Origin of the sequence: Azospirillum lipoferum, assembly GCF_024170005.1 — a bacterium.
Classification (GTDB): domain Bacteria; phylum Pseudomonadota; class Alphaproteobacteria; order Azospirillales; family Azospirillaceae; genus Azospirillum; species Azospirillum lipoferum.
Window position 1 is genome coordinate 17,109 of sequence record NZ_JALJXJ010000023.1, and the last position, 22,309, is coordinate 39,417.

21 protein-coding genes are annotated in these 22,309 nt (G+C 65.7%); 13 read left to right on the forward strand and 8 right to left on the reverse strand.

The annotated features are described in order from the left end of the window. The first annotated feature begins 120 nt into the window (after positions 1 to 120). Positions 121 to 1,965, forward strand: coding sequence for a sensor domain-containing phosphodiesterase (locus tag J2848_RS33080; RefSeq protein ID WP_246194419.1), 1,845 nt, complete (start codon positions 121 to 123; stop codon positions 1,963 to 1,965). Between the two features lies 1 nt (position 1,966). Here the strand turns inward: J2848_RS33080 and hglS are convergent, their stop codons facing one another. Continuing rightward, entirely contained in the window at positions 1,967 to 3,343 is a 1,377-nt protein-coding gene (gene hglS, locus J2848_RS33085) for a 2-oxoadipate dioxygenase/decarboxylase HglS (RefSeq protein WP_149235086.1), read from the reverse strand. A 131-nt stretch (positions 3,344 to 3,474) separates the two neighbouring features. Beyond that, a complete protein-coding gene (locus tag J2848_RS33090; RefSeq protein ID WP_149235085.1) occupies positions 3,475 to 4,371 on the reverse strand; it encodes a LysR family transcriptional regulator in 897 nt (298 codons plus the stop codon). Positions 4,372 to 4,508: 137 nt separating this feature from the next. Here J2848_RS33090 and J2848_RS33095 point away from each other — a divergent pair, with 137 nt between their 5' ends. After that, a complete protein-coding gene (locus J2848_RS33095) occupies positions 4,509 to 5,804 on the forward strand; it encodes an NAD(P)/FAD-dependent oxidoreductase (RefSeq protein ID WP_149235084.1) in 1,296 nt (431 codons plus the stop codon). 46 nt (positions 5,805 to 5,850) lie between these two features. Here J2848_RS33095 and J2848_RS33100 read toward each other — a convergent pair whose 3' ends face one another. From J2848_RS33100 to J2848_RS33120, 5 genes are all read right to left on the reverse strand, one after another. After that, positions 5,851 to 6,552, reverse strand: coding sequence for a CBS domain-containing protein (locus J2848_RS33100; RefSeq protein ID WP_149235083.1), 702 nt, complete (start codon positions 6,550 to 6,552; stop codon positions 5,851 to 5,853). A gap of 224 nt (positions 6,553 to 6,776) precedes the next feature. Beyond that, positions 6,777 to 7,634 (reverse strand): cell wall hydrolase, encoded by an 858-nt coding sequence (locus J2848_RS33105; RefSeq protein WP_149235082.1) that lies wholly within the window; start codon positions 7,632 to 7,634, stop codon positions 6,777 to 6,779. A gap of 226 nt (positions 7,635 to 7,860) precedes the next feature. After that, entirely contained in the window at positions 7,861 to 8,082 is a 222-nt protein-coding gene (locus J2848_RS33110; protein WP_149235081.1) for a hypothetical protein, read from the reverse strand. Between the two features lie 95 nt (positions 8,083 to 8,177). After that, positions 8,178 to 8,384: a hypothetical protein gene (locus J2848_RS33115; protein ID WP_149235080.1), complete on the reverse strand. Its 207-nt coding sequence runs from the start codon at positions 8,382 to 8,384 to the stop codon at positions 8,178 to 8,180. 317 nt (positions 8,385 to 8,701) lie between these two features. After that, entirely contained in the window at positions 8,702 to 9,487 is a 786-nt protein-coding gene (locus J2848_RS33120; RefSeq protein WP_149235079.1) for an IclR family transcriptional regulator, read from the reverse strand. A 144-nt stretch (positions 9,488 to 9,631) separates the two neighbouring features. On the opposite strand from J2848_RS33120, the gene J2848_RS33125 reads away from it, so the two are divergent. The 8 genes from J2848_RS33125 (at position 9,632) to J2848_RS33160 (ending at position 18,473) form a co-directional block, all read left to right on the forward strand. After that, entirely contained in the window at positions 9,632 to 11,206 is a 1,575-nt protein-coding gene (locus tag J2848_RS33125; RefSeq protein WP_149235078.1) for an ABC transporter substrate-binding protein, read from the forward strand. Positions 11,207 to 11,388: 182 nt separating this feature from the next. After that, complete coding sequence (locus J2848_RS33130; protein ID WP_149235077.1) at positions 11,389 to 12,330, forward strand: ABC transporter permease; 942 nt, start codon at positions 11,389 to 11,391, stop codon at positions 12,328 to 12,330. A gap of 14 nt (positions 12,331 to 12,344) precedes the next feature. Further along, on the forward strand, positions 12,345 to 13,253 hold the full coding sequence (locus tag J2848_RS33135; RefSeq protein ID WP_211103335.1) for an ABC transporter permease: 909 nt from the start codon (positions 12,345 to 12,347) through the stop codon (positions 13,251 to 13,253). A gap of 17 nt (positions 13,254 to 13,270) precedes the next feature. Beyond that, complete coding sequence (locus J2848_RS33140; protein ID WP_149235076.1) at positions 13,271 to 14,875, forward strand: N-acyl-D-amino-acid deacylase family protein; 1,605 nt, start codon at positions 13,271 to 13,273, stop codon at positions 14,873 to 14,875. Between the two features lie 39 nt (positions 14,876 to 14,914). Then, positions 14,915 to 15,298, forward strand: a complete 384-nt coding sequence (locus J2848_RS33145) for a RidA family protein (RefSeq protein ID WP_149224340.1) — start codon at positions 14,915 to 14,917, stop codon at positions 15,296 to 15,298. A 77-nt stretch (positions 15,299 to 15,375) separates the two neighbouring features. Beyond that, a complete protein-coding gene (locus tag J2848_RS33150) occupies positions 15,376 to 16,434 on the forward strand; it encodes an alanine racemase (RefSeq protein ID WP_149235075.1) in 1,059 nt (352 codons plus the stop codon). A gap of 21 nt (positions 16,435 to 16,455) precedes the next feature. Next, positions 16,456 to 17,460 (forward strand): ABC transporter ATP-binding protein, encoded by a 1,005-nt coding sequence (locus J2848_RS33155; protein ID WP_149235074.1) that lies wholly within the window; start codon positions 16,456 to 16,458, stop codon positions 17,458 to 17,460. Next, the gene (locus tag J2848_RS33160) at positions 17,457 to 18,473 is read left to right on the forward strand and encodes an ABC transporter ATP-binding protein (RefSeq protein ID WP_149235073.1); all 1,017 of its coding nucleotides are present in this window, start codon (positions 17,457 to 17,459) and stop codon (positions 18,471 to 18,473) included. The genes J2848_RS33155 and J2848_RS33160 overlap by 4 nt, the downstream gene beginning before the upstream one ends. A gap of 66 nt (positions 18,474 to 18,539) precedes the next feature. Here the strand turns inward: J2848_RS33160 and J2848_RS33165 are convergent, their stop codons facing one another. Beyond that, complete coding sequence (locus J2848_RS33165; RefSeq protein WP_149235072.1) at positions 18,540 to 19,274, reverse strand: SDR family NAD(P)-dependent oxidoreductase; 735 nt, start codon at positions 19,272 to 19,274, stop codon at positions 18,540 to 18,542. Between the two features lie 101 nt (positions 19,275 to 19,375). On the opposite strand from J2848_RS33165, the gene J2848_RS33170 reads away from it, so the two are divergent. The 3 genes from J2848_RS33170 to J2848_RS33180 all read left to right on the forward strand — a co-directional run bounded on the left by J2848_RS33170 (position 19,376) and on the right by J2848_RS33180 (position 22,152). Beyond that, positions 19,376 to 19,822: a winged helix-turn-helix transcriptional regulator gene (locus J2848_RS33170; RefSeq protein ID WP_149235071.1), complete on the forward strand. Its 447-nt coding sequence runs from the start codon at positions 19,376 to 19,378 to the stop codon at positions 19,820 to 19,822. Positions 19,823 to 19,829: 7 nt separating this feature from the next. Further along, positions 19,830 to 20,225 (forward strand): ABC transporter ATP-binding protein, encoded by a 396-nt coding sequence (locus J2848_RS33175; protein ID WP_211103334.1) that lies wholly within the window; start codon positions 19,830 to 19,832, stop codon positions 20,223 to 20,225. A 193-nt stretch (positions 20,226 to 20,418) separates the two neighbouring features. Then, positions 20,419 to 22,152 carry an AAA family ATPase gene (locus J2848_RS33180; RefSeq protein WP_149235070.1) on the forward strand — a complete coding sequence of 578 codons (1,734 nt, stop codon included), beginning with the start codon at positions 20,419 to 20,421 and terminating at the stop codon, positions 22,150 to 22,152. The last annotated feature ends 157 nt before the right edge of the window (positions 22,153 to 22,309 follow it).

Sequence of the window (22,309 nt, forward strand, 5' to 3'; positions counted from 1 at the left end):
CTGGCAGTTGTCTCCATACCGCATTGCACCATTTTCATTGGTTCTCCGACGAACATGGCGGCAGGATCGGTGCCGGAATTGCTTAAAGACGATAGTACCCCAAACAGGATGACGACTCCGATGACGTCCGCAAAGGCGATGCCGGCAAAGGCTCAGCCGCCGATCCCGGCCCGCGAGGAGGACCGGCTTGCGGCGCTCCAGCGGTTCGAGCTGCTCGACACCCCGGCGGAGCCGGCCTTCGACCAGATCACCCGTCTGGCCGCCAAGCTGCTGAAGGTGCCGGTGGCGCTCATCTCGCTGGTCGACCGCGACCGCCAGTGGTTCAAGTCGCGGGTCGGGCTGCCGGTGCGGGAAACGCCACGCGAGCACGCCTTCTGCGCCCATGCGCTGGACTCCGACACCCTGCTGGTGGTCGGCGACGCCAGGCAGGATGAACGCTTCGCCGGCAACCCGCTGGTGACCGGTGATCCCAACATCCGCTTCTATGCCGGCGCCCCGCTGCGCACGGCCGACGGGCTGACGCTCGGCACCATCTGCGTGATCGACGACCAGCCGCGCCCCGCCCTGACGCCGGAGGAGGAGGAGGCGCTGCGCGACCTGTCGGCGATGGTGATGGCGCATATCGAGGCACGGCGCGCGGTTGGCTATCTGCATCCGGTCACCTCGCTGTCGAACCGCTTCCGCTTCCTGGCCGATGCCGATGCCTTGTCCGACGATCCGGCCGCGGTGCCGGGGACGGCGCCGGGAGTAGCGCCAGGGGTGGCAGTGGTGATCGATGCCGCGGCGTCCCAGCAATATGCCGAACTGACCCGGGTGCTGGGGCAGGTCTGCGCCGACGCGTTCGAGACCGATTGCGCCCGCCGCATTGCCGCCTGCCTGCCGGGCCACACGAGGCTCTACCATGTGTCGCCGGCCCGCTTCGCCTGCATCCTGCCCGTCGGCGAAGATCTGGTTGCCACGCTCGACCGCATCGCTGCGGCGATCCGCAGCCCGTTCCAGTATCAGGGCGTGCCGATCGCCACCTCCACCGGCATCGGCTTCGTCCGCCGGTCGGACATCCCGGCGGGAAGCGTGGAACTGCTGCGCGCCGCCACCAGCGCCGCCCACCAGTCGCTGGAGGAACAGAAGCCCTGGTGCGCCTATGACGAGGAGCAGGACCGCGCCGCCCACCGTGCCTTCCTGCTGCTGCGCAGCCTGACCGAGGCGATGGCCGGTTCGGACCAGCTTCACGTCGCCTATCAGCCCAAGGTCGACCTGCGCACCGACCGCTGCATCGGTGCGGAAGCGCTTCTGCGCTGGACCCATCCGGAGCTGGGGCCGATCTCACCGGCCGAATTCGTGCCGCTGGCCGAACGCACGGCGCTGGTGCGCCCGCTGACCGAATGGGTGATCGGCGCGGTGCTGAAGCAGGTATCGCACTGGCACCGGCGCGGCATCGCCCTGCCGGTGTCGATCAACATCTCGATGCTCGATCTCGGCAGCGGTGACTTCGCCGACCGGGTGGAGGCGCTGCTGGACCGCCACGGCGTGCGGGCGGACTGGATCGATTTCGAGGTGACGGAAAGTGCCCTGATGACCGACCGGGCGGAGGTCGACCGCCAGCTTCTCCAGCTGCGCGGCCTGGGCATCGCGGTCGAGATCGACGATTTCGGCACCGGGCAGAGCGCCCTGTCCTATCTGAAGGACATCCCAGCGACGGCGGTGAAGATCGACCAGCGCTTCATCCGTTCCATTGCGGCGGAGCGCAGCGACCAGATCATGGTCCGCTCGACCATCGACCTCGCCCACGACCTGGGATATCTGGTCATCGCCGAAGGGGTGGAGACGGCGGAGGCCTATGACTGGCTGCGCCTGCATGGCTGCGACTTCGGCCAGGGCTATCTGATTTCCCGGCCGCTGGCGCCCAGGGCGTTCGAGGATTGGCTGGCGGCGGGTGCCTTCCGCCCCACCGCCTTGCAAGCCTGACTTATTTCGCCGCGAGACAGGCGGCGATGGAGGCCCGCTCGATCTCGGCATAGAGATCGAACGGGTTCAGCACCGGCGCACCGAGATCGGCTTCGAAACGCTGCTGGTTCGGGCTGGCGGTGAAGTCCTGTTGGGCATCGTCGCCCAGGTTGGACTGGAAGATGCCGGCGGCGCTGACCGGCAGGAAATCCTCGTAGACCACCGGATCGAAGCGGACCAACCCGCTTTCGATCAGCGCATCCAGGTCGGCGCCCGGTGCCGGCGGAGTGCGGCGGCCGGCTTCGGTCAGGGAATAGGTGAAGTAGCCCAGCCCCTGGCGGCGGATCTCGTCCCAGCTGTCGGGGAAGGGGGCGAACACCTCCACGAGCGCGGACATATACTGCGCGGCGTTGGAGCCATCAGCCGCCGGGGCGACGAGACGGCGGGAGTCCTGCAAGAGGGTGTCGTAGAGCGCCCGGCCCTTCGGCGTCAGGGCGATGCCGCGCTGCTCGATCTCGCCGAAACGGGCGGTGTGGACACCAGCGCGCCAGCTGTCGCCATCACGGAAATCGACCGGCTCGCTCAGCGCCTTGAAGGAGGTCTGGCGCAGCAGGATCGGGCAGCGGCGGGTCGGCGGGCCTTCGACCACCGCCTTCGGCGCGATGCCCTTTTCCGGCATCAGGCGCTGGACCACGTCAATGTCCAGCGTGCGCGGCGTCAGGTGGTTGATGTGCGGCCCCTTGAAGGACACCACGTCGGCGATCAGCCGGTGGGCGTCGTGCAGCCGGTTGTACAGGTCCAGCGGCACGTTGGCCTTGCTGTGCCAGCGGAAGGTCTCCAGCGCCTCGGCGACGAAGCGGGCCGCATCCTCATCAATCAGCCCGCCGTCGACCTCGGCCTTTTCGATCAGGGCGATGCAGCCGGGGGTGAAGATGCTGCGCGCGGCCAGCACCCGCTCCGCCTCCTGACGCAACGCTTCGTCGGCGATCAGGTCGAGCCGCAGCAGGGAGGTGAAGACGCGGAAGGGGTTGCGGCTCAGCGCCTCCTCGTCCACCGGACGGAAGGCGGTGGAATGGACGGGAACGCCGGCCTCCGACAGGTCGTAATAGCCGACCGGCTGCATGCCCATCACCGCGAACAGCCGACGCATGGTCGACAGCTCCTGCGCGGTGCCGAGGCGGATGGCGCCGTGGCGCTCCTCCGTGATGCGGGCGAGGCCGCCGGCGGCCTCCAGGCGATGACGCTCGGCCGGATCGGCGGCCAGCACCGCGGCGTTCACCTCTTCGACCAGCTCGACCAGCGTCTGATAGGCCGGCACCTCGGTCCGATACATCTCCGACATGGCGGTGGAGAACAGGGTGCGGATCGCATCGGGGCTGGTGATCGTCTGGACGCTCATTCCAAATCTCGCTCGCATTGGCTTGCCGGACCGGCGCGGTCCCTTCCAAGCCTCAGCTATAGCAACGATTTACGGCGCTGGATTGCGATTGTTTTTCCCGACTTCATGAGGAAAGCTCATGACCCTGCGGATCAACGGCAGTCCGCCGTCTCCGCCAGGATCCAGTCGCGGAAGGCGGCCAGCGGCGGATAGCCTGCCCGCTCCGACGGCCAGACGACGTAATAGGCATTCTCGCTCTCCATCGGCAGATCGAGCGCCGGCACCAGTTGTCCCGACCGCAATTCCTCCTCGATCAGGAACAGCGGCAGCAGGGCGACGCCCAGCCCGGCGATGGCCGCCTGGGAGGCCGTGGCGAACTGGTCGAACAGCATGCCGTGCACGCCGTCGGCGGGCGTGTCGTGCAGGGTGAGCCAGCGTTCCCACGCGTCGGGACGGCTGGTCAGATGCAGCAGCGGGGCGAGGCGCAGGTCGGCCGGCTGGCGGAAAGCGAAACGGTCGCGCAAGCTCCGGCTGCAGGCGGGGATGACGGTCTCCCGGCGCAGCAGCGCCATCTCCCCGCCCGGCCATTCCGGCCGGCCGAAATGGATCGCCGCATCCACCGGGTCCAGCCGGAAATCGAAGGGCGCCATCCGCGTCACCAGATTGATGGTGATGCCGGGATTGCCGGCCAGGAAGGTCGGCAGGCGCGGCGCCAGCCAGCGCGTGCCGAAGGTCGGCAGGATGGCGATGCTGAGCGTGCCGCCGAAGGGGTTGGCGCGCAGGTTCAGCGAGGCGGTGCTGATCCTGCGCAGGGCGTCGCGGACCTCGCGCACGTAATACTCGCCGCCGGCGGTCAGGCGGATGGTCTGCCGTTCGCGGTGGAACAGCTCGACCTCCAGCAACTCCTCCAGCGCCTTGATCTGCCGGCTGACGGCACTCTGGGTCAGCGACAGCTCCTTGGCCGCAGCGGTGATGCTGCCGGTACGGGCCGCCGCCTCGAAGGCGGACAGCAGGGCCAGGGAGGGAAGGAAGCGGCGCGGGCTCTGCATCTCAGTCTCAGGACAACTCATTCCACCATGGAATGACTGGTTGAGCAAACATCATTTGGTCAAAGGGGGTAGGCAAGTCAATCTTTCGTCCAGGGAATGACTGGCGTAGAAAACAGACGCGAAAAGGACCACAGGGGATGCTGAACGATCCGCGGTCGCACGGGCTTTGGGAACGCACCGCACCGGCGGCACCGGCGACCGCCCCGCTGAGCGGCAGTGTCCAGGCCGACGTGGTGATCGTCGGCGCCGGCTACACCGGCCTGTCCGCGGCGCTGCATCTGGCCGAAAGCGGCGTCAGCGCCGTGGTGGTCGAGGCGGTGGAGATCGGTTTCGGCGGCGCCGGACGCAATGTCGGGCTGGTCAATGCCGGCATGTGGGTGATGCCCGACCAGCTGGTCAGCACCCTGGGGCCGGTCTATGGCGAGCGGCTGATCGAGCTGCTGGGCAACGCGCCGCGCGCCGTCTTCGACCTGATCACCAAACACGGCATCGCCTGTGAGGACGAGCGCGCCGGCACGCTCCATTGCGGCGTCGGCCCGGCGGGCCTGCGCGAGCTGGAACAGCGGGCGGCGATCTGGCAGAAGCGCGGTGCGCCGGTGCGCCTGCTGGACGCCAGGGAAACGGCGGAGAAGGTCGGCACCACCGCCTACACCGGCTCACTGCTGGATCTGCGCGCCGGCACCATCCAGCCGCTGGCCTATGCCCGCGGGCTGGCGACGGCGGCGATCGCCGCCGGTGCCCGCATCTTCACCGGCAGCCCCGTTCAGGCGGCGAGCCGGACCGGCGGGAAGTGGCAGGTGAAGACGCCCGACGGCTCGGTCACCGCCGACTGGGTGGTGGTCGCCACCGACGCCTACAGCATCGGCCCCTGGGTGCAACTGCGCACCGAACAGGTCCATCTGCCCTACTTCAATCTGGCGACGGAACCGCTGTCCGACGCCATGCAGCGGGCGATCCTGCCGGAACGCCAGGGCGTGTGGGACACCAAGTCGGTGCTGAGTTCCTACCGTTTCGACCGCCTGGGCCGGCTGGTGTTCGGCAGCGTCGGCGCGTTGCGCGGGACCGGGACGGCGGTACACCGGGCCTGGGCGCAGCGCTCGCTGGCGGCCCTGTTCCCGCAGCTCGGCCCGGTGCGGTTCGAATCCGAATGGTACGGCCAGATCGGCATGACCAAGGACAACCTGCCGCGCTTCCACCGCCTGGACCGCAACGTCATCGGCTTCAGCGGCTACAACGGCCGCGGCATCGCCCCCGGCACGGTGCTCGGCCGCTGCCTGGCCGAGCACATCACCGGCAAGCTGCCGGAGGCGGAGATGCCGCTGCCCAGCACCACACCCGAACCGGTGTCGGGCCGGGCCGTGCAGGAAGCCGTCTATGAATATGGGGCGCAGGCGACCCACCTGATCGGGGCGCGGCTGCCGGGGAAGATCTGATCGCGCGTCTTCCCCGGCCTGATATTCCGGTCCCCCGACATCCAGGTCAGAGCCCCCAGGCGCCGCTTTCCGCCGGGTCGACGACCTGGATGTTGTTCTCCACCGCCTTCACGCCGGGAACGCCTTCCGCCGCCACGCGCAGGGCGTCACGCTGCGACCCGCTGCTGACGAAGCCCCAGAGCTGGACGACGCCGTTGCGGACGATGATGGCGTCGTGCGAACGGGAATCCCACGACAGCTCCTTGACGGCGGCGGTCACCCGTTCCTTCAGGGCGCGGTCGTCGGGTGCCGCGGCCGGGGTCTCCGGCGACACGCTGGCCAGCGCGCGCAGCAGGTTGGCGCGGCTGATGATGCCGACCAGGGCACCCTGGCGAACCACCGGCAGGCGCTTGATCCGCCGCGTCTCCATCACCCGCACGACCTCTTCGGGCGTGGCGTTCTCGTCCACCGTGGTGACGTGGCTGGTCATGACGTCGGCGACCTTGCGGGCGTGGGACTTGATGAAGTCCTCCGCCGGCAGGGTGCCGCCAGACACCAGCCCGAGCCACCAGGAGCGATGGCGCTCCGTCCCCAGCTCCACCCGGCGCAGCAGGTCGCCCTCGCTGATGATCCCCACCACCTTGCCGGTCGCATCGACCACGGGCATGCCGCTGATGTTGCTCTCCAGCATCTTTCGGGCGGCATCGGCGACGGTCGCGTCCGGAGCGATGGTGATGACCCGCGGCGTCATCAGATCGATTGCCTTCATCGTTTCTCTCCCTTTGATGTCGTTGAACCAGGACAGCCTAGGAGATCGGCAGACGAGACCGATTGATCTACAGCAATTCGACGTCGGCCTTTCCGCATCATGGAAAATGCCGGAGATCTATCCGCAATTTCAGGCTGGTACGGTAGGTTCGGTATTTACCGGATGAACAAGGCTTACTCGGCGACACTCCGCCGGATCTCGCGAAATCCTTCGGTTTCCAACTGTTATTCCCCGATCTCCGCCACCAGGGTGGCGATGGTCCGCTCCTCGGGCGGCGTCGGGTAGCGGTAGAAGGAATGGCCGCCGATGGAGGTGGTCAGCAGCCGCGCCTCCGCCCAGTCTGGCTTCTGGCGGCGAAGGGCGGCCTGGGCCGGCGGGCTGTAGAACAGCGAGGCGCGGGCGGTCGGATCGGGCATGTCGTCGTCGTTCAGGTTCCAGGCCAGCCCCCGCGCGACGCGCAGCGCCTCCTGGTCGGGAACGAGGCGCAGCTTCGGCCAGGACGGCATGCCGCCCGCCCGGATGACCGCGGCCTGCCGGCGGATCTCCGCCAGGATGCGCTTGTTCTCGGTGCGGGGATCGGCCGCGAGCGCCGCCTGCTCTGCCGCCGTCCGTTTCGGCTTTCCCTTCGACTTCGCCGCCTTGGCCTTCTGCCGGTTCTTCGGCTCGACAGGTTCCACCGCGAAGGGTTCGAACTGGCCTGAGGCGACGACGACGCGGCAGGGCAGCGACGGCTGGTCGGCCGAGGCCGCCCGGTTGGCGACCACCCACATGACGGCGGCCATGGCGTCCGCCCCCTCCCCGCGCGCCTCGGCCCAGCCGGCCAGCGCCAGGCAGCGGCGCTCCCGCTCGGCCTGCCAGGGGGTCAGCATGAAGACCGACGCGCCGATCATCACCGGCTGCTTGGCACCACCCCGCTTCGGCACGGCCCCCTTCTCGTCGCCGACGAAGCGTGCGCAGCCCGTATCGCCCGGCTGGCAGACGGCGGCGGTGGCGGCGTCGATGGCGTCGGCGGCGGCTTGTGCCTTCGCGCCGGCGGGAAGCAGCACGGTCGCAAGCAGCAGGGTGGTGAGGAAGTTGCGCATCCCTGTCTCTCCGGCTCGGGAAGGGGGACTTCCTTCGACAGCGGGGTGGATGGCAAGTTCCCGGTTTCGTCCATCTCTCAGACAGCTTAAGCCTGAGGGCGGAGGATGTACGCCGTTCGGGTCCGGATCGTGTCATCGGCACAGCCGAACAGGCCGGCAAGCCGTCGGATCCCTCCGGCTTCCAGCCTGATCGGTGGATTTGAAACGTCCGGTCAGCGTGGCAGCGTCAGCCGCCCTGCCGCAAGTTCTGCTTGTCGCCCTGCGGATTGCCGCCGTCGCCGGTCCAGTCGTCGGTCAGATACTCCTGGGAGCGGCTGATCTCTTCGACCTCCGCGCGGGACGGCGGTTTGGGCACCTGGGCCTGACCGGAACGGCGATCACCAAACTGGCGATCATCGGATTGCCGGTCGGCCGTCTGGCCGTTTGCGGGGTCGGGGGTGCTCGGCATCGGCGCCTCCTCGTCAGCCGGGGAACAGTCCCAGCAAACAGGGGCAAGCCGTCAACGTTGCGCCACCGGCCCGGCCTTCAGCAGCAAAGACGCCCTCAGCGGGCGGCGTCGGCGACCGCGACCGGCATGGTCTTGACCATTTCCAGGGCAACGGCGGCCTGGGCCTCGTCGGCGGCCAAGATGGCGTTCGGGTTCATGTGGGCGACAGCGGCGACGGCGGCGAACAGGATGGCGCCGAAAACGATGCGGGCAATGGCGAACTTGGCGGCGAACTTGGCGGATTCGACATCATACGAGGTCATGGCGGTCTTCCTTCGGTATCGGGTTTTGAATTCCGGCGGCCGGTGTTGCGGCCTGTTGAGGAAGATATTGACACGATCCCGCATGCGCAAAAGCGGAGACATCGCATCGCTGTTCTTGTCATTTCGCATTGCAGCATAGCGCTGCGAAACACAGCGATGAAGCCAAGTCTTAAGGCAGATTTACGTTTCGCAGCGCTCTATCGGGGATTATGGGGCTTTCGCAGCGCTATTACTGGCCGCTGTCTGGCCCCATTTAAGACATGTGGTGCGGCTTCGTCAAACGACAATAGTTGGCGACAATGGTTGGGAAGGCTGGGTCAACGTCCCGGCGACAGCCGCTCCGCGCTGGCCTTCAGCGTGTCGATCATCACCTGCTGCGCCTCTTCCGTCGTGTCGGCGGGAACGACGAAGCAGATGGTGGCGATGCAGCGGCCGGCCGGATCGCGGACCGGGGCGGCAAGGCAGGTGGTGAAACGGTCGACCAGCGCCGTGGTGCGGACATATCCCTGGGTGCGGGCGCGGCGCATGTCCTCCAGGAACTCGTCCTCGGCGATGCGGCGGCCATCGGGCAAGGTGAAATCGTCGGACGGGATGAAGCGCCGGATTTCGTCCGCGTCCATGTGGTCGACCAGCAGCCGGCCCGACGCCGTCCAGGGGATCGGCACCTTGATGCCGATCTCGGAGCTGATGCGGAACATGCGCCGACCGGGCTCATTCAGCACGACCAGATACTTGTCGCCGTCCAGCGTGCAGAACTGCGCGGTTTCCCCCACCGTCTCGGCGATGTGGGCGACCTCCACCCGCGCCTTGCGGATCAGGTCGACACTGTCGAGGTAATCGCTGCCGTAGTAATGCATCGCCGGCCCGAAATAGACCGTGCCGTCGCCGTCGCGCAGCTCCAGCCAGCGCGCCTCGACCAGCGTGTTGACCAGCTCGTACATGGTGGAGCGTGGGGTGCCGGTGTCGCGGGCGATGTCGGCGATGCGCGTGGGCGCGCGCCGGTCGTGCAGATGCTCCATCAGCGCGATGACGCGGTCGATGCCGCGGGCACGGCCCGTCGACTTTTCCGTAACCTGCTTCTCCGCCACGCCATCGCCCGTCATCTGATCCACGCTCCTTGGTCGTCGCACCACCGATTACCACGCGGATTTTCGGCTTGCCAGCGGTCTTTGTCCGATATACCGTTCGCTTGTCTGGAATACAAGACCGACGTCCGATATTTCGGACAAACGGTTCGGGAGGCAGAAATGACAGGGATCACGCGACGTCTGTTCAACACCGCCCTTGGCACGACGCTGGCCGCCGGCGGACTTTCGACTGGCATTTTGGGAACTTGGACTACCCCGGCACAGGCCCAGCAGGGTGGCGCTTCGGTGGTCACGGTCGCCACCATCGGCGAGCCGCCGACGCTGGACCCGGTCGGCACCACCTCCGACCTCGTCAGCATCATCACCCAGCACATGTTCGAGACGCTGTTCACCTTCGACGGCGACTGGAAGCTGGCCCCGCTGGTGGCGTCGGCCCTGCCGCAGGTGTCGGCGGACGGCAAGACCTACACCATCCCGTTGCGCAGCGGCGTCACCTTCCATGACGGCAGCACCGTCACGGCGGACGACGTGGTCGCCTCGCTGGATCACTGGACCAAGGCCTCGCCGCGCGGCAAGACCGTCGCCCCGCTTGTGGAGAGCATCGCCGCCAAGGGTGCGGACGCCGTCGTCATCGCGCTGAAGGAGCCCTTCGCGCCGCTGACCGCCCTGCTGGCGATGAACAACGGTGCGGCGGCCATCGTGCCGAAATCGGTGATCGACGGGCCGGGCGCCCTGAAGTCGCTCATCGGCACCGGCCCCTACAAGCTGTTGGAGCACAAGCCCGACCAGTATATCCGGCTGGTGCGCCACGACGGCTACGCCTCCCCCGCCGGCACGCCCAGCGGCTATGCCGGCAGCCGCAAGGCCAACATCGGCGAGGTGCGCTTCGTCCCGGTGCCGAATGCCGCCACCCGTGTGTCGGGCGTGCTGGCCGGCCAGTACCAGTTCGCCGACAGCCTGCCGGCGGAAACCCTGCCGCGCATCAAGGGCGCGGCCGGCGTCAAGCCCGTGATCGTCAAGCCCTTCGGCTTCCCGCTGATGATCATGAATACCAAAACCGGCGTGATGGCGAACCCGAAGGTCCGTCAGGCGGTCCTGGCGGCGCTGGAGCCGAACGACATGCTGCTGGCCGGCTTCGGCGACCCCGAATTCGTCCAGGCGGAGGGGTCGATCTACGCCCAGGGCACGCCCTATTACGACGCGGCCAGCGCCAAGCCCTACGCCGACCATGCGTCCGGCAAGGCAGCGGAGTTGCTGAAGGCCGCCGGCTACAAGGGCGAGCCGATCCGCATCATGACCTCGGTGCAGTACGAGTTCCTGTACAAGATGAGCATGGTGGCGCAGGCCCAGCTCGAACTCGCCGGCTTCAAGGTCGATCTTCAGGTGCTGGACTGGGCGACCCTGTTGCAGCGCCGGGGCGACGACAAGGGGTGGGACGCCTTCTTCACCTACCACACCTTCGTGCCGGAACCGTCGCTGATCACGGTGCTGAACCCGAGCTATCCCGGCTGGTGGGACAGCCCGGCCAAGCGCGAGGCGCTGGCCGCCTTCAACCGCGAGATGGACCCGGCCGCCCGCAAGGCCAAGTGGGTGACCTTGCAGTCGCTGTTCTACAGCGAGGTGCCGAGCATCAAGGTCGGCGAGTTCTACAACCTCGCCGCCAGCAGCGACAAGCTGACCGGCTACACCCCGACGCCCTGGCCGTTCTTCTGGAACACCGACCTGAAGGGCTGAGGGAGTCCCCCTCTCCCGAATACCCCCTCTCCCCCCGGGGAGAGGGTCGGGGTGAGGGGGATGCATTGGGTGGATTGGGGGCCGATCAGAGCGTCTCAATTCTTGTAAATCCTCGCCGCGCGTCCCCCTCACCCTAACCCTCTCCCCGGGGGGGAGAGGGGATTGCTTACGGGACCGCAACCATGCTCGTTTACATCGTCCGCCGGTTCGCCGGCATGATGGTCGTCATGCTGCTCGTCGCCATGGTGGTCTTTTTGATCGCCCGCGTCGTGCCGGGCGATCCTGCCGCCGTCATGCTGGGGTCCTCCGCCACGCCGGAGGACATCGCGGCGCTGCGCGGCCGGCTCGGGCTCGACGAACCGCTGCTGACGCAGTTCCTGCTCTATCTCGGGCAGATCGTCCGCTTCGACTTGGGCGAGTCCATCTTCCTCAACCGTCCGGTGGCGCAGGCGCTGGCCGAACGGTCGGAGCTGACCGGGCTGCTGACCATGATGTCGGTGGGCATCGCCATGCTGATCGGCGTGCCGGTCGGCATCCTTTCGGCGGCCAAGCGCGGCGGACTGGTCGACCAGACCGCGGTCGGGCTCGCCATGCTGGCGGCCAGCATTCCCAGCTTCTGGATCGGCCTGACGCTGATCAAGTATCTGGCGGTCGACCATGCCTGGTTCCCGGTCGCCGGCTACGGTCCGCCCGATGCCGACCTGATCGAGCGGATGCGCCATCTGGTGCTGCCGGCCATCGCCCTCGGCATCCCCAACTCGGCGCTGATCCTGCGCTTCACCCGCACCAGCATGCTGGACGTGATGAGCCACGATTACGTCCGCACCGCGCGGGCCAAGGGGCTGCCGCCGCTGGTCGTCGTGCTGAAGCATGCGCTGCGCAACGCGATGATCCCGATCCTGACGGTGATCGGCCTGACCACCGCGGTGATGATCGCCGGCGCCATCGTGACGGAAACCGTGTTCGGTCTGCCCGGCGTCGGCAACCTGATCGTCTCGGCCGTGCTGCGCCGCGACTATCCGGTGATCCAGGGTGCCCTGCTGGTGGTGTCCGCCATCTATGTGCTGATCAACCTGACGGTCGACCTGCTCTACGCCGTGGTCGATCCGCGGGTCCGTTATTGAGAGGGAGGGTTTCCATGGCAAGCGTCCCCGCCGGTCACGGCGCCGTTCCCCTTCCCTCTTCCGCAAAGGCCGGGAACAGCCGGTCGCCGGCCGCCCTGCTGCTGCGCCAGCTGTTCCGCCGCCGGCTGGTGGTGCTGTCCTTCCTGGTCATGCTGGCGATCCTGGCGGTGGCGCTGCTGGCGCCGTGGATCACTCCCTTCAACCCGATGAAGATGGACATCCTCGGCCGGCTGAAGCCGCCGACCGCCGCCCACTGGTTCGGCACCGACGAATATGGCCGCGACGTGCTGTCCCGCGTGATGCTGGGCGCCCGGCTGTCGCTGCTGGTCGGCCTGCTGGTCGTGGTGGTGGCGACGCTGCTCGGCACGCTGCTGGGGCTGGCCGCCGGCTATATCCGGCCGCTCGACGGCGTGCTGATGCGGCTGACCGACGCGCTGATGGCCTTCCCGGACATCCTGCTCGCCATCGCCTTCATGGCGGCGCTGGGGCCGTCGCTCTACAACGTCGTGCTGGCGCTCGGCATCGTCTATACGCCGCGCGTCGCCCGCGTTGTGCGCGCCGCCTGCCTCGTGGTGCGCGAGATGCCGTTCATCGAGGCGGCGACGGCGCTCGGCGCGTCGACCCCGCGCATCGTCTTCCTGCACATCCTGCCCAACCTGATGTCGCCGATCCTGGTGCAGGCCACCTTCATCTTCGCCTACGCCATCCTGACGGAGGCGGCGCTGTCCTTCCTCGGCGTCGGCGTGCCGCCGACCACCCCGACCTGGGGCAACATGATCGCCAGCGCCCAGCAGTATTTCCAGCAGGCCGACTGGCTGATCCTGTTCCCCGGCTGCGCCATCGTCCTGACCGTGCTGTCGCTCCAGATCGTCGGCGACGGGCTGCGCGACGCGCTCGACCCCCGGCTCCAGAAGGCCAAATGACCAGAAGGCCAAACGAGATGAGTGCATCCCTCCTCATCAAGGGCGCCCGCGTCATCGACGGCACCGGCGCCCCCTGGTTCCCCGCCGACGTGCTGGTGGAGCGCGGACGCATCGCCGCCGTCGGCCCGATGCTGGACGCACCCGACGCCGAACCGCTGGAGGCGCAGGGTCGCTTCCTGGCTCCCGGCTTCATCGACGCCCATTGCCACGACGATTTGATCCAGCTGCGCCAGCCCGGCCGGCCGGAGAAGGTGGCGCAGGGCGTCACCACCGTGGTGGTCGGCAACTGCTCCTTCGGCCTCTACCCACAGAGCCCCGACAGCAGCGGCCCCTTGCGCGAGCATTTCGGCAATCTGCTGGGCACGGTGTCCGATCAGGAGACCTTCGCCGATTTCGCCGGCTACCGGGCGGCGCTCGACGGGCGCGGCACCGCCATCAACCTCGTCTCGCTGGTCGGCCACGCCGCTCTCCGCCTCGCCGTCATGGGCTGGCAGAACCGTGCCGCCACCGCGCCGGAGCGCGAGGCGATGGCGGCCCTGCTGGCCGACCAGCTTCGCCAGGGCGCGCACGGCCTGTCGCTCGGCCTCGTCTATCCGCCGAGCGCCTGGGCCGACCGCGCCGAACTGGTGCGGCTGGCGGAGGTGGTGGCGGAGCATGGCGCCCTGCTGACCGCCCATGTCCGCTCCTACGAGGGCGGGCTGATCGCCTCGGTGGACGAGTTCCTCGATCTGCTGAAGGCGGGCGGGGCGAGCGGTCTGCTCTCCCACCTGCAAGCGGCCGGGCGGCCCTATTGGGGCAGCCTGCCGCGGGCGGTGGAGCGGTTGGAGATCGCCCGCAAGGGCGGCACCGACGTCAGTTTCGACATGTACCCCTACCCGGCCGGCTCCAGCACCATCCTGCAACTGCTGCCGCCCTCGGCGCTGGCCGGCGGGGTGGAGGCTCTGCTGGCGCGGATGGCCGATCCCGACGGGCTGGCGGCGCTGCGCCGCGCGGTGGAGGACGGTGAGGCGCCAAACGACGCCGGTTGGGAATCCAAGATCCGCCTGATCGGCTGGGAGAATGTCCGCATCGGCGGCGTCGGAGAGCCGGACCTGCGCACTCTGGAAGGGCTGTCTCTGACCGAAATTGCCGAAGTCGCAAAAGAATCGCCCTTCGACACGCTGGTCCGCCTGATCCGCGCCGACCGCGGCCGCACCAACATCGTCATGTTCCAGCTGGCCGAGGCCGATCTGGACACCGCGCTGTCGCACCCGCTGCACATGCTGGGGTCGGACGGGCTGCCGCGCGAGACCGGCAAGCCGCACCCGCGCGCCTTCGGCAGCTTCCCGCGCTATCTCGCCCGCGCCATCAAGGGCGAAGGCGGGCTGGGACTGGAGGATACCGTGCGTCACATGACCGCCGTCCCGGCGCAGCGCTTCGGCCTGTCCGACCGCGGGCTGGTCCGGCCGGGCATGGTGGCCGATCTGACCCTGTTCACCGCCAACGTGGCGGACCGCGCGACCTTCCAGGATCCGACGCGCCCGCCCCACGGCATCACCGACGTGCTCGTCGCCGGACAGTTCGTCCTGCGGGACGGCGGGCATACCGGCGCGCGTCCGGGCAAGGCCCTGGCCCGCGCCTGACCCATCAAGACACCGAGTTTCAAAACCAGTGAGGACCCGATGACCAACCGCAAGCCGATCTTCGCCGAAAAGGGTGCGAAGCCCGCCGGCCAGTACAGCCACGCCATCGTCGCGAACGGCTTCGTCTATGTGTCGGGCCAGGGGCCGCACCATCCGGAGACCGGCGCGCTGCCCGAGGATTTCGCCGGCGAGGTGCGTCAGACCCTGCGCAACCTGGAGATCATCCTGAAGGCCGCCGGCACCGACCTCGCCCATGTGGTGAAGGTCAACAGCTACCTCAGCGACCTCGGCCGCTTCCAGGAATACAACGCGCTCTATTCGGAATTCTTCCCGACCGAGCCGCCGGCCCGCACCACCATCGGCTGCCAGCTGAACAACATCCAGGTCGAAATCGACTGCATCGCCGTCCTGCCGACGGCGTAACATCCTATGCGTACGGCCGATCCCGCGGCTTCACCGCCGGGGTCGGCCCTTTCCCTCTTCGCCTTTGGAGCGGTCCCATGCGCGTCGACGAACTCGACACCCCCGTCCCCGTCATCGACCTCGACCGGGTCGAGCATAACCTGACCAAGATGCAGGCATACTGCGACCGGCACGGGTTGGCGCTGCGCCCGCACATCAAGACCCACAAGCTTCCCCAATTCGCGCTGCGCCAGATCGAGCTGGGCGCCGTCGGCATCACCTGTCAGAAGATCAGCGAGGCGATGGTGATGGCCGAGGCCGGCTGCGCCGACATCCTGCTGACCTACCCCATCGTCGGCGCCGCCAAGGTGGCGCCGCTGGCCGAGCTGGCCGGCAAGACCAAGCTGACGGTGGCGCTGGACAACGCCGTGGCGCTCGACACCGTGGCGGCAGCCGCCGCGCAGGCCGGCGTCGAGATCGGCATCCTGGTGGAGTTCGACAGCGGCGACGGCCGCTGCGGCGTGCAGACCCCGGACGAGGTGCTGACGCTGGCCCGCCGCGCCGCCGGCAACGGGCTGACCCGCTTCCGCGGCCTGATGACCTATCCGCGCGGCCCCCGCACCGTGCCCTTCGTCACCGAGACGCGCGCCCTGCTGGACGGCGCCGGCATCGCAGTGGAGACGGTGTCGGTCGGCGGCACTCCCGGCTGCTGGGACACCCACGAGCTTCCCGGCGTGACCGAGCTGCGCGTCGGCACCTACATCTACCACGACCGCGCCACCGTCGGCGCCGGGGTGGCGACGCTGGACGAGTGCGCCGTGCATGTCCACGCCACCGTGGTCAGCCGCCCCACCCCCGACCGCGCCGTTCTGGATTGCGGCAGCAAAACGCTGTCGAGCGACCGCGTCGCCCCGTCGGTCGGCGAAGGCTACGGCCTGATCCTCGACTACCCCGACGCGGTGATCGTCCGCGTCAACGAGGAGCATGCGGTGGTCGACCTCAGCAAGAGCGAAACGAAGCCGGAGATCGGCGACCGCGTGCGCATTCTGCCCAACCATGTCTGCGTGGTGACCAACCTGCACGACCGCATGGCGATCACCCGCAACGGCGAGGTCGTCGGCGACTGGCCGGTGCCGGCGCGCGGCTGCACCCGCTGACTCCAGATCCGGGATCCCGTCATGGACGCTGACCTCACGCTCGACATCCGCAACCTGCAAACCCACTTCACCGCCGATCCCGGCGTGTCGAAGGCGGTGGACGGCGTGTCCTTCGCCGTGCGCCGCAACGAGACGCTGGCCGTCGTCGGCGAATCCGGCAGCGGCAAGTCGGTGACCAGCCTGTCGGCGATGCGGCTGATCCCGACGCCGCCGGGCATCATCGCTGGCGGCGAGATCCTGTTCCGCGGCCGCGACGGGCAGGTGCGCGACCTCGCCCGCCTCAGCGAGCGGGCGATGCGCAGCGTCCGCGGCAACGAGATCGGCATGATCTTCCAGGAGCCGATGACCTCGCTGAACCCGGTCTACACCGTCGGCGATCAGATCGGCGAGGCGCTGCGCTACCACCAGGGGCTCGACCGCCGGGCGGCGCGGGCGGAGGCGCTGGCCATGCTGAAGAAGGTCGGCATCCCGGCGGCGGAGCGGCGGCTCGACGAGTATCCGCACCAGATGTCGGGCGGCATGCGCCAGCGCGTGATGATCGCCATGGCGCTGGCCTGCCGCCCCACCCTGCTGATCGCCGACGAGCCGACCACCGCGCTGGACGTGACCATCCAGGCGCAGATCCTCGACCTGATGCGGCGGCTTCAGGAGGAGACCGGCACCTCGATCCTGTTCATCACCCACAATCTGGGCGTGGTGGCGGAGGTGGCGCACCGGGTGGTGGTGATGTATGCCGGCCGCATCGTCGAGGAGGGCGATGTCCGCTCCCTGCTGAAATCGCCGAAGCACCCCTACACCCGCGGGCTGCTGGCCTGCATGCCGCATCTGGGCCAGCGCCGCGGCGACGGCGGCCGGCTGTACGCCATCCCCGGCAGCGTGCCGAGCCCGGTGAACCGCCCGGCCGGCTGCACCTTCGCCCCGCGCTGCGCGCTGGCCGAACCCGCCTGCCTCGCCGCGGAGCCGGTGCTGGAGCCGGTCGGCCCCGACCATTCCGCCCGCTGCCGCCGCTGGAGAGACGTGCAATGAGTGCCGTGACTGCTACCGAACAGCCCCTGCTGAGCGTCCGCAATCTGGAGAAGCGCTTTCCGGTGCGCGGCGGGCTGCTGCAACGGCCGGTCGGCTGGGTGAAGGCGGTGGACGATTTGTCCTTCGACCTGAACCGCGGCGAGGTGCTGGGGCTGGTCGGCGAATCCGGATCGGGCAAGACCACCGCCGGGCGCAGCATCCTGCGGCTGATCGAGCCGACCGGCGGCTCCATCCGCTTCAACGGACAGGAGATCATCGGTCTGCCGACGGCGGAGATGCGGGCGCAGCGCCGCCGCATGCAGATCGTCTTCCAGGACCCCTATGCCAGCCTCGACCCGCGCCAGCGCGTGCGCGACGTGATCGGCGAGGCGCTGGTGATCCACAACATCGGCACCCGCGCCGACCGCCGCGACCGGATCGCCGCGCTGCTGGAGAAGGTCGGCCTGACCGCCGACGCCATGGACCGCTTCCCGCACGAATTCTCCGGCGGCCAGCGCCAGCGCATCGGCATCGCCCGCGCGCTCGCGGTTGAACCCGACTTCATCGTCGCGGACGAGCCGGTCTCGGCGCTCGACGTCTCGGTGCAGGCGCAGGTGGTCAACCTGCTGGGCGACTTGCAGCGCGAGCTGGGGCTGGCGGTGCTGTTCATCGCCCATGATCTGGCGGTGGTGCGCTACATCAGCGACCGGGTGGCGGTGATGTATCTCGGCCGCCTGATGGAGATCGCGCCGAGCGATTCCCTGTACGAGCGCCCGCGCCACCCCTACACCATGGCCTTGCTGTCGGCCGCCCCCGACCCGGACCCCGACGCGCCGAAGACCCGCATGCTGCTGGATGGCGACGTGCCGAGCCCGATGAACCCGCCGTCCGGCTGCGTCTTCCGCACCCGCTGCCCCTTCGCCCTGCCGGCCTGCGCGGAGCCGGAAGCCCGGACGCTGCGCGAGGTGGCACCGGGGCATTCGGTGGCGTGCATCCGGGATGATGTGGGGGCGGGGATGGCGACCAGGGCATGATTGGGGTGGGGGCGTCGATCCCGGTCGTCGAAGCCCCCACGCCCGGACGGTCAGACGCTCAAGCCGTCAGACCTGCGCCAACCCGCCGTCGACGAAGACTTCGCCGCCGGTCATGAAGCTGCTGTCGGCGGAGGCCAGGAACGCCGCCACCGCGCCGGATTCCGAAGGGTCGCCGATGCGGCCGATGGGCGTGGTGCTGCCGAGCGCGTCCATGGCCTCCTCGCCCACGACCTCCAGCGCCAGCTCCGTCCTGGTCGGCCCGGGCGACAGCACGTTGACGCGGATGCCGGTGCCGCGCAGGTCCAGCGCCCAACTGCGCGCCAGATTGCGGATCGCCGCCTTGGTCGCGCTGTAGATGCTGAATTGCGGCGTCCCCATCACCCCCGCGCTCGACCCGGTCAGGATGATCGAGGACCCCGCCTTCATCAGCGGCAGGGCCTTCTGCACCGTGAAGACCAGCCCCTTCACATTGACGCCGAAAATCTGGTCGTAATGCTCGGGCGTGATCTGCCCGAGCGGCGCGAACGATCCCGTCCCGGCATTGGCGAACAGGATGTCGAGCCCGCCCCGTTCGGCCTTCACCGTGTCGTACAGCCGGTCGAGGTCGGACAGGTCGGTGACCGATCCCCTGACCGCCCGCGCCGAAGCCCCCAGCCGCGCCACGGCGGCGTCGAGCGCCTCCTGCCTGCGGCCGAAGAGGTAGACGAACGCCCCTTCCTCGATGAAGCGCTTGGCCGCACCCAAGCCGATGCCGCTGCCGCCGCCGGTCACCACCGCGGTCTTGCCCTGTAGCCTGCTCATGATGTGCTCCCTGGTTGAGGTTGCACTGAACTGGCGAGCCACCCACCTATGGACAAGTATGCACCTTTTTGTAAGTGCCCCAGAAAATGACGGCCCGGAAAATGACAGCCTCGAAAACCAAGACTGATCCTTCGGTCCCCTCCCCGCCGCCGCAGACCGCGTCGCCGGAGGGGACCTGCACCCCGACCCTGCCCGGCTTCACCTGCGGCCTCGACGCGACGCTGCGGATCATCGCCGCCAAGTGGAAGCCGCTGATCCTGTATTTCCTGGCCCAGGGCGGCCCCTACCGCTATGGCGAACTCCGGCGGGCGATCCGCGACGTCAGCGACAAGATGCTGATCCAGCAGCTCAAGGAACTGGAAAGCGACGGGCTGGTGAAGCGGACCGACTACAAGGAAATCCCCCCGCGGGTGGACTACAGCCTGACCCCGCTGGGCCACAGCCTGGCCGAGGCGCTGGTGCCGCTCTGTTCCTGGGGCACGGAGCACATGGACGAGGTCAGCCGGGTCTTCGCCAAGCGGGAGGGCTGGGGCGCGAAGGGGCGGTGAGCCCGACTTGATCGTGGAGAGCGAGCCGGTATCAGCGCTCGACGTCTCGGTGCAGGCGCAGGTGGTCAACCTGCAGCGCGAGCTGGGGCTGGCGGTGCTGTTCATCGCCCCTGATCTGGCGGTGGTGCGCTACATCAGCGATCGGGTGGCGGTGATGGATCTCGGCCGCCTGATGGAGGTCGCGCCGAACGATTCCCTCTACGAGCGTCCGCCCCCCTACACCATGGCCCTGCTGTCTGCCGCCCCCAACCCGGCCCCCGACGCGCCGAGCCCGATGAACCCGCTGTCCGGGCTACGTCTTCCGCACCCGTTGTCCGTTCGCGCTACCCGTCTGCGTGAAGCCGGCGGAACGGGAGTTGCGGGAAGTGGCGCCTGTCCATTCGGTAGCGTGCATCCGGGATGATGTGAGGGTGGAATGAGAAGAGCGTACCAGAAGTAGACGTTTCTACAAGCGCAAAAGACTGTCGCCAAACGACGTTTCTGACGGTAAGGTTTGGCAGCAGTCGTTTTGCGGAGGCATGAATGTGATTTATCGCCTTAAGATTTAGTTAACAGAATATTCTGTTCGTCCGTTCCAATGTTTCAAAGAGTGAATTATGGCGATCTCCAAAATTTGCATTGAAAATATTCGTGGCTTTGAGAATGTGACGCTAAACATCTCTCTCCGGCCTAATTGCACTAACATCCTAGTTGCTCCAAATGGCTTTGGGAAAAGTAGCATCTCTACGGCTTTTAATTGCGCGAGAGGAAATACTTTAAAAGTTGACGAAAAACACAAGCATAAACAACAAGAATTTGCAAAATCAAAGCTCATAATAGAGTTTAATGGTCATCTTCTTGAAGCTGATGATAATAAAAATGATATTTCTAGACAATTTGATGTGCATGTTGTAAAATCAAATGTCGAGCCAAAAGCAAAACTGCCAAAAATAAACGGGTATACCGTTGCCAAACCTTATATGGAAATACCGGATCTAGACTTAGGCCCAGTATTTCAGAAAGAAAACCTGAATTATGATATTGAAAAGTACAAGTCGCTTTTCGGTATAAACTCGAAAGTGGTTCCCAATATCATCAATCGTTGCGATAATGATATTTTGAAAAATAATTTGTTTGAATCATTTTCAAATATTGGAAAATTGGCTCAAAAAAGATCCTTGGATTTGCTAAATGAAATAATTGATTTTGTTAAAAATACTAACGGGACGAAGGCTTCTATTAACGCCGTAGCAAAAACAAGATTCGGTGCAAGTGTAAATAGTTCTCCGCATATCAAATTGATTTCCGAAATCGTTTCCAATTCTATCCAAAGCAATTCCTGGCTTGATAATATTATAATCTGCTACCAGTTAATGGATTTGCATGAATCAGATAAATCAAATTTAAAAAAATGGCTTCAGTATGCGATATACTCGATGAGAATTCGCTCAATTAAGGACTTTATCAGTGATATAAATGGAGCTTGGGTATCGGCCTCTGTAAAAGAAACTCGAGGGCGCGTTATTATTAATTTCCCGGATGCCGCATCTCTCTCTAACGGACAACGCGATCTTTTGTACTTTGGTTGTAACTTGCTACGAACGCGCGAAACGACATCTAAAAAGCCATGCATTTTCGTAATAGATGAAGTTTTTGATTATCTGGATGACGCGAATATAATTGTCGCTCAATATTTCTTAAGCAAAATGATAGATTATTATAAAGAGGAAGGTCGAGAAGTTTACATCTGCCTTCTTACTCATTTAGATCCACTTTACTTCAAAGGATACGCACTCAAGAAGCAACAAACTATCTATCTTGCTAATACGCCCCAAAAAGTTACGGACACGATGCGCAAGGTGATTTCAGATAGAGATAATCCTATTTGGGCAAATGAAATATCTCGATACTTCCTCCACTATTATCCAAATGAATATGATTTGTCAGAAATTTTTAACGCTAATTTTGGGCTGCCGAAGCGAAATGGAAAAAGTCACGAATTCTATAACTTTCTAAAAGGTGAATGGGATAAGTGTGTGACAGGGATTGGAAGCTATGATCCCTTCGCAGTGTGCGCCTACGTTCGGGTGCAGATCGAGCGCTGTGCTTATGAGAAGATACAAGAGCAGGCCAACCAAGATACGTTTCTATTAAATTGCAATGGAACTGCTAAAAAACTTGAGTTTGCTGAAAGTATTGGCGTTGCGGTGCCGGAAGTCTGTCTTTTGCTAGGGGTTGTCTACAATGATGCTCTCCATCGAAAAGGTGCGCTCGACCAATCCTCAACGATTGCGCTAAAACTAAAAAATCTTGGGCTCCAAAGCATGATGAAAAAGGCCATCAACTGGTAAATCATCAATAAAAACAAATTATATTACCCGTCTGGGATAATTCATGTCAAACATATTCTGTCACATCGAGAAGGCCATAGAATGATGGATATCGCTTCACAAATGGCCAACTAGTGCAGCCTTTGGTTAGTATTTCAGAAATCTATCGTACTATTGT

Excerpts from the sequence above, each read along its gene's own strand:
- J2848_RS33150 (WP_149235075.1), top strand. The coding sequence starts at position 15,376 with ATGCGCGTCGACGAACTCGACACCCCCGTCCCCGTCATCGACCTCGAC.
- J2848_RS33165 (WP_149235072.1), bottom strand. The coding sequence starts at position 19,274 with ATGAGCAGGCTACAGGGCAAGACCGCGGTGGTGACCGGCGGCGGCAGC.
- J2848_RS33180 (WP_149235070.1), top strand. The coding sequence starts at position 20,419 with ATGGCGATCTCCAAAATTTGCATTGAAAATATTCGTGGCTTTGAGAAT.
- J2848_RS33090 (WP_149235085.1), bottom strand. The coding sequence starts at position 4,371 with ATGCAGAGCCCGCGCCGCTTCCTTCCCTCCCTGGCCCTGCTGTCCGCC.
- J2848_RS33130 (WP_149235077.1), top strand. The coding sequence starts at position 11,389 with ATGCTCGTTTACATCGTCCGCCGGTTCGCCGGCATGATGGTCGTCATG.
- J2848_RS33145 (WP_149224340.1), top strand. The coding sequence starts at position 14,915 with ATGACCAACCGCAAGCCGATCTTCGCCGAAAAGGGTGCGAAGCCCGCC.
- J2848_RS33135 (WP_211103335.1), top strand. The coding sequence starts at position 12,345 with ATGGCAAGCGTCCCCGCCGGTCACGGCGCCGTTCCCCTTCCCTCTTCC.
- J2848_RS33160 (WP_149235073.1), top strand. The coding sequence starts at position 17,457 with ATGAGTGCCGTGACTGCTACCGAACAGCCCCTGCTGAGCGTCCGCAAT.
- J2848_RS33080 (WP_246194419.1), top strand. The coding sequence starts at position 121 with ATGACGTCCGCAAAGGCGATGCCGGCAAAGGCTCAGCCGCCGATCCCG.
- J2848_RS33105 (WP_149235082.1), bottom strand. The coding sequence starts at position 7,634 with ATGCGCAACTTCCTCACCACCCTGCTGCTTGCGACCGTGCTGCTTCCC.
- J2848_RS33100 (WP_149235083.1), bottom strand. The coding sequence starts at position 6,552 with ATGAAGGCAATCGATCTGATGACGCCGCGGGTCATCACCATCGCTCCG.
- J2848_RS33095 (WP_149235084.1), top strand. The coding sequence starts at position 4,509 with ATGCTGAACGATCCGCGGTCGCACGGGCTTTGGGAACGCACCGCACCG.
- J2848_RS33120 (WP_149235079.1), bottom strand. The coding sequence starts at position 9,487 with ATGACGGGCGATGGCGTGGCGGAGAAGCAGGTTACGGAAAAGTCGACG.
- J2848_RS33125 (WP_149235078.1), top strand. The coding sequence starts at position 9,632 with ATGACAGGGATCACGCGACGTCTGTTCAACACCGCCCTTGGCACGACG.
- J2848_RS33110 (WP_149235081.1), bottom strand. The coding sequence starts at position 8,082 with ATGCCGAGCACCCCCGACCCCGCAAACGGCCAGACGGCCGACCGGCAA.
- J2848_RS33170 (WP_149235071.1), top strand. The coding sequence starts at position 19,376 with ATGACAGCCTCGAAAACCAAGACTGATCCTTCGGTCCCCTCCCCGCCG.
- hglS (WP_149235086.1), bottom strand. The coding sequence starts at position 3,343 with ATGAGCGTCCAGACGATCACCAGCCCCGATGCGATCCGCACCCTGTTC.
- J2848_RS33155 (WP_149235074.1), top strand. The coding sequence starts at position 16,456 with ATGGACGCTGACCTCACGCTCGACATCCGCAACCTGCAAACCCACTTC.
- J2848_RS33140 (WP_149235076.1), top strand. The coding sequence starts at position 13,271 with ATGAGTGCATCCCTCCTCATCAAGGGCGCCCGCGTCATCGACGGCACC.
- J2848_RS33115 (WP_149235080.1), bottom strand. The coding sequence starts at position 8,384 with ATGACCTCGTATGATGTCGAATCCGCCAAGTTCGCCGCCAAGTTCGCC.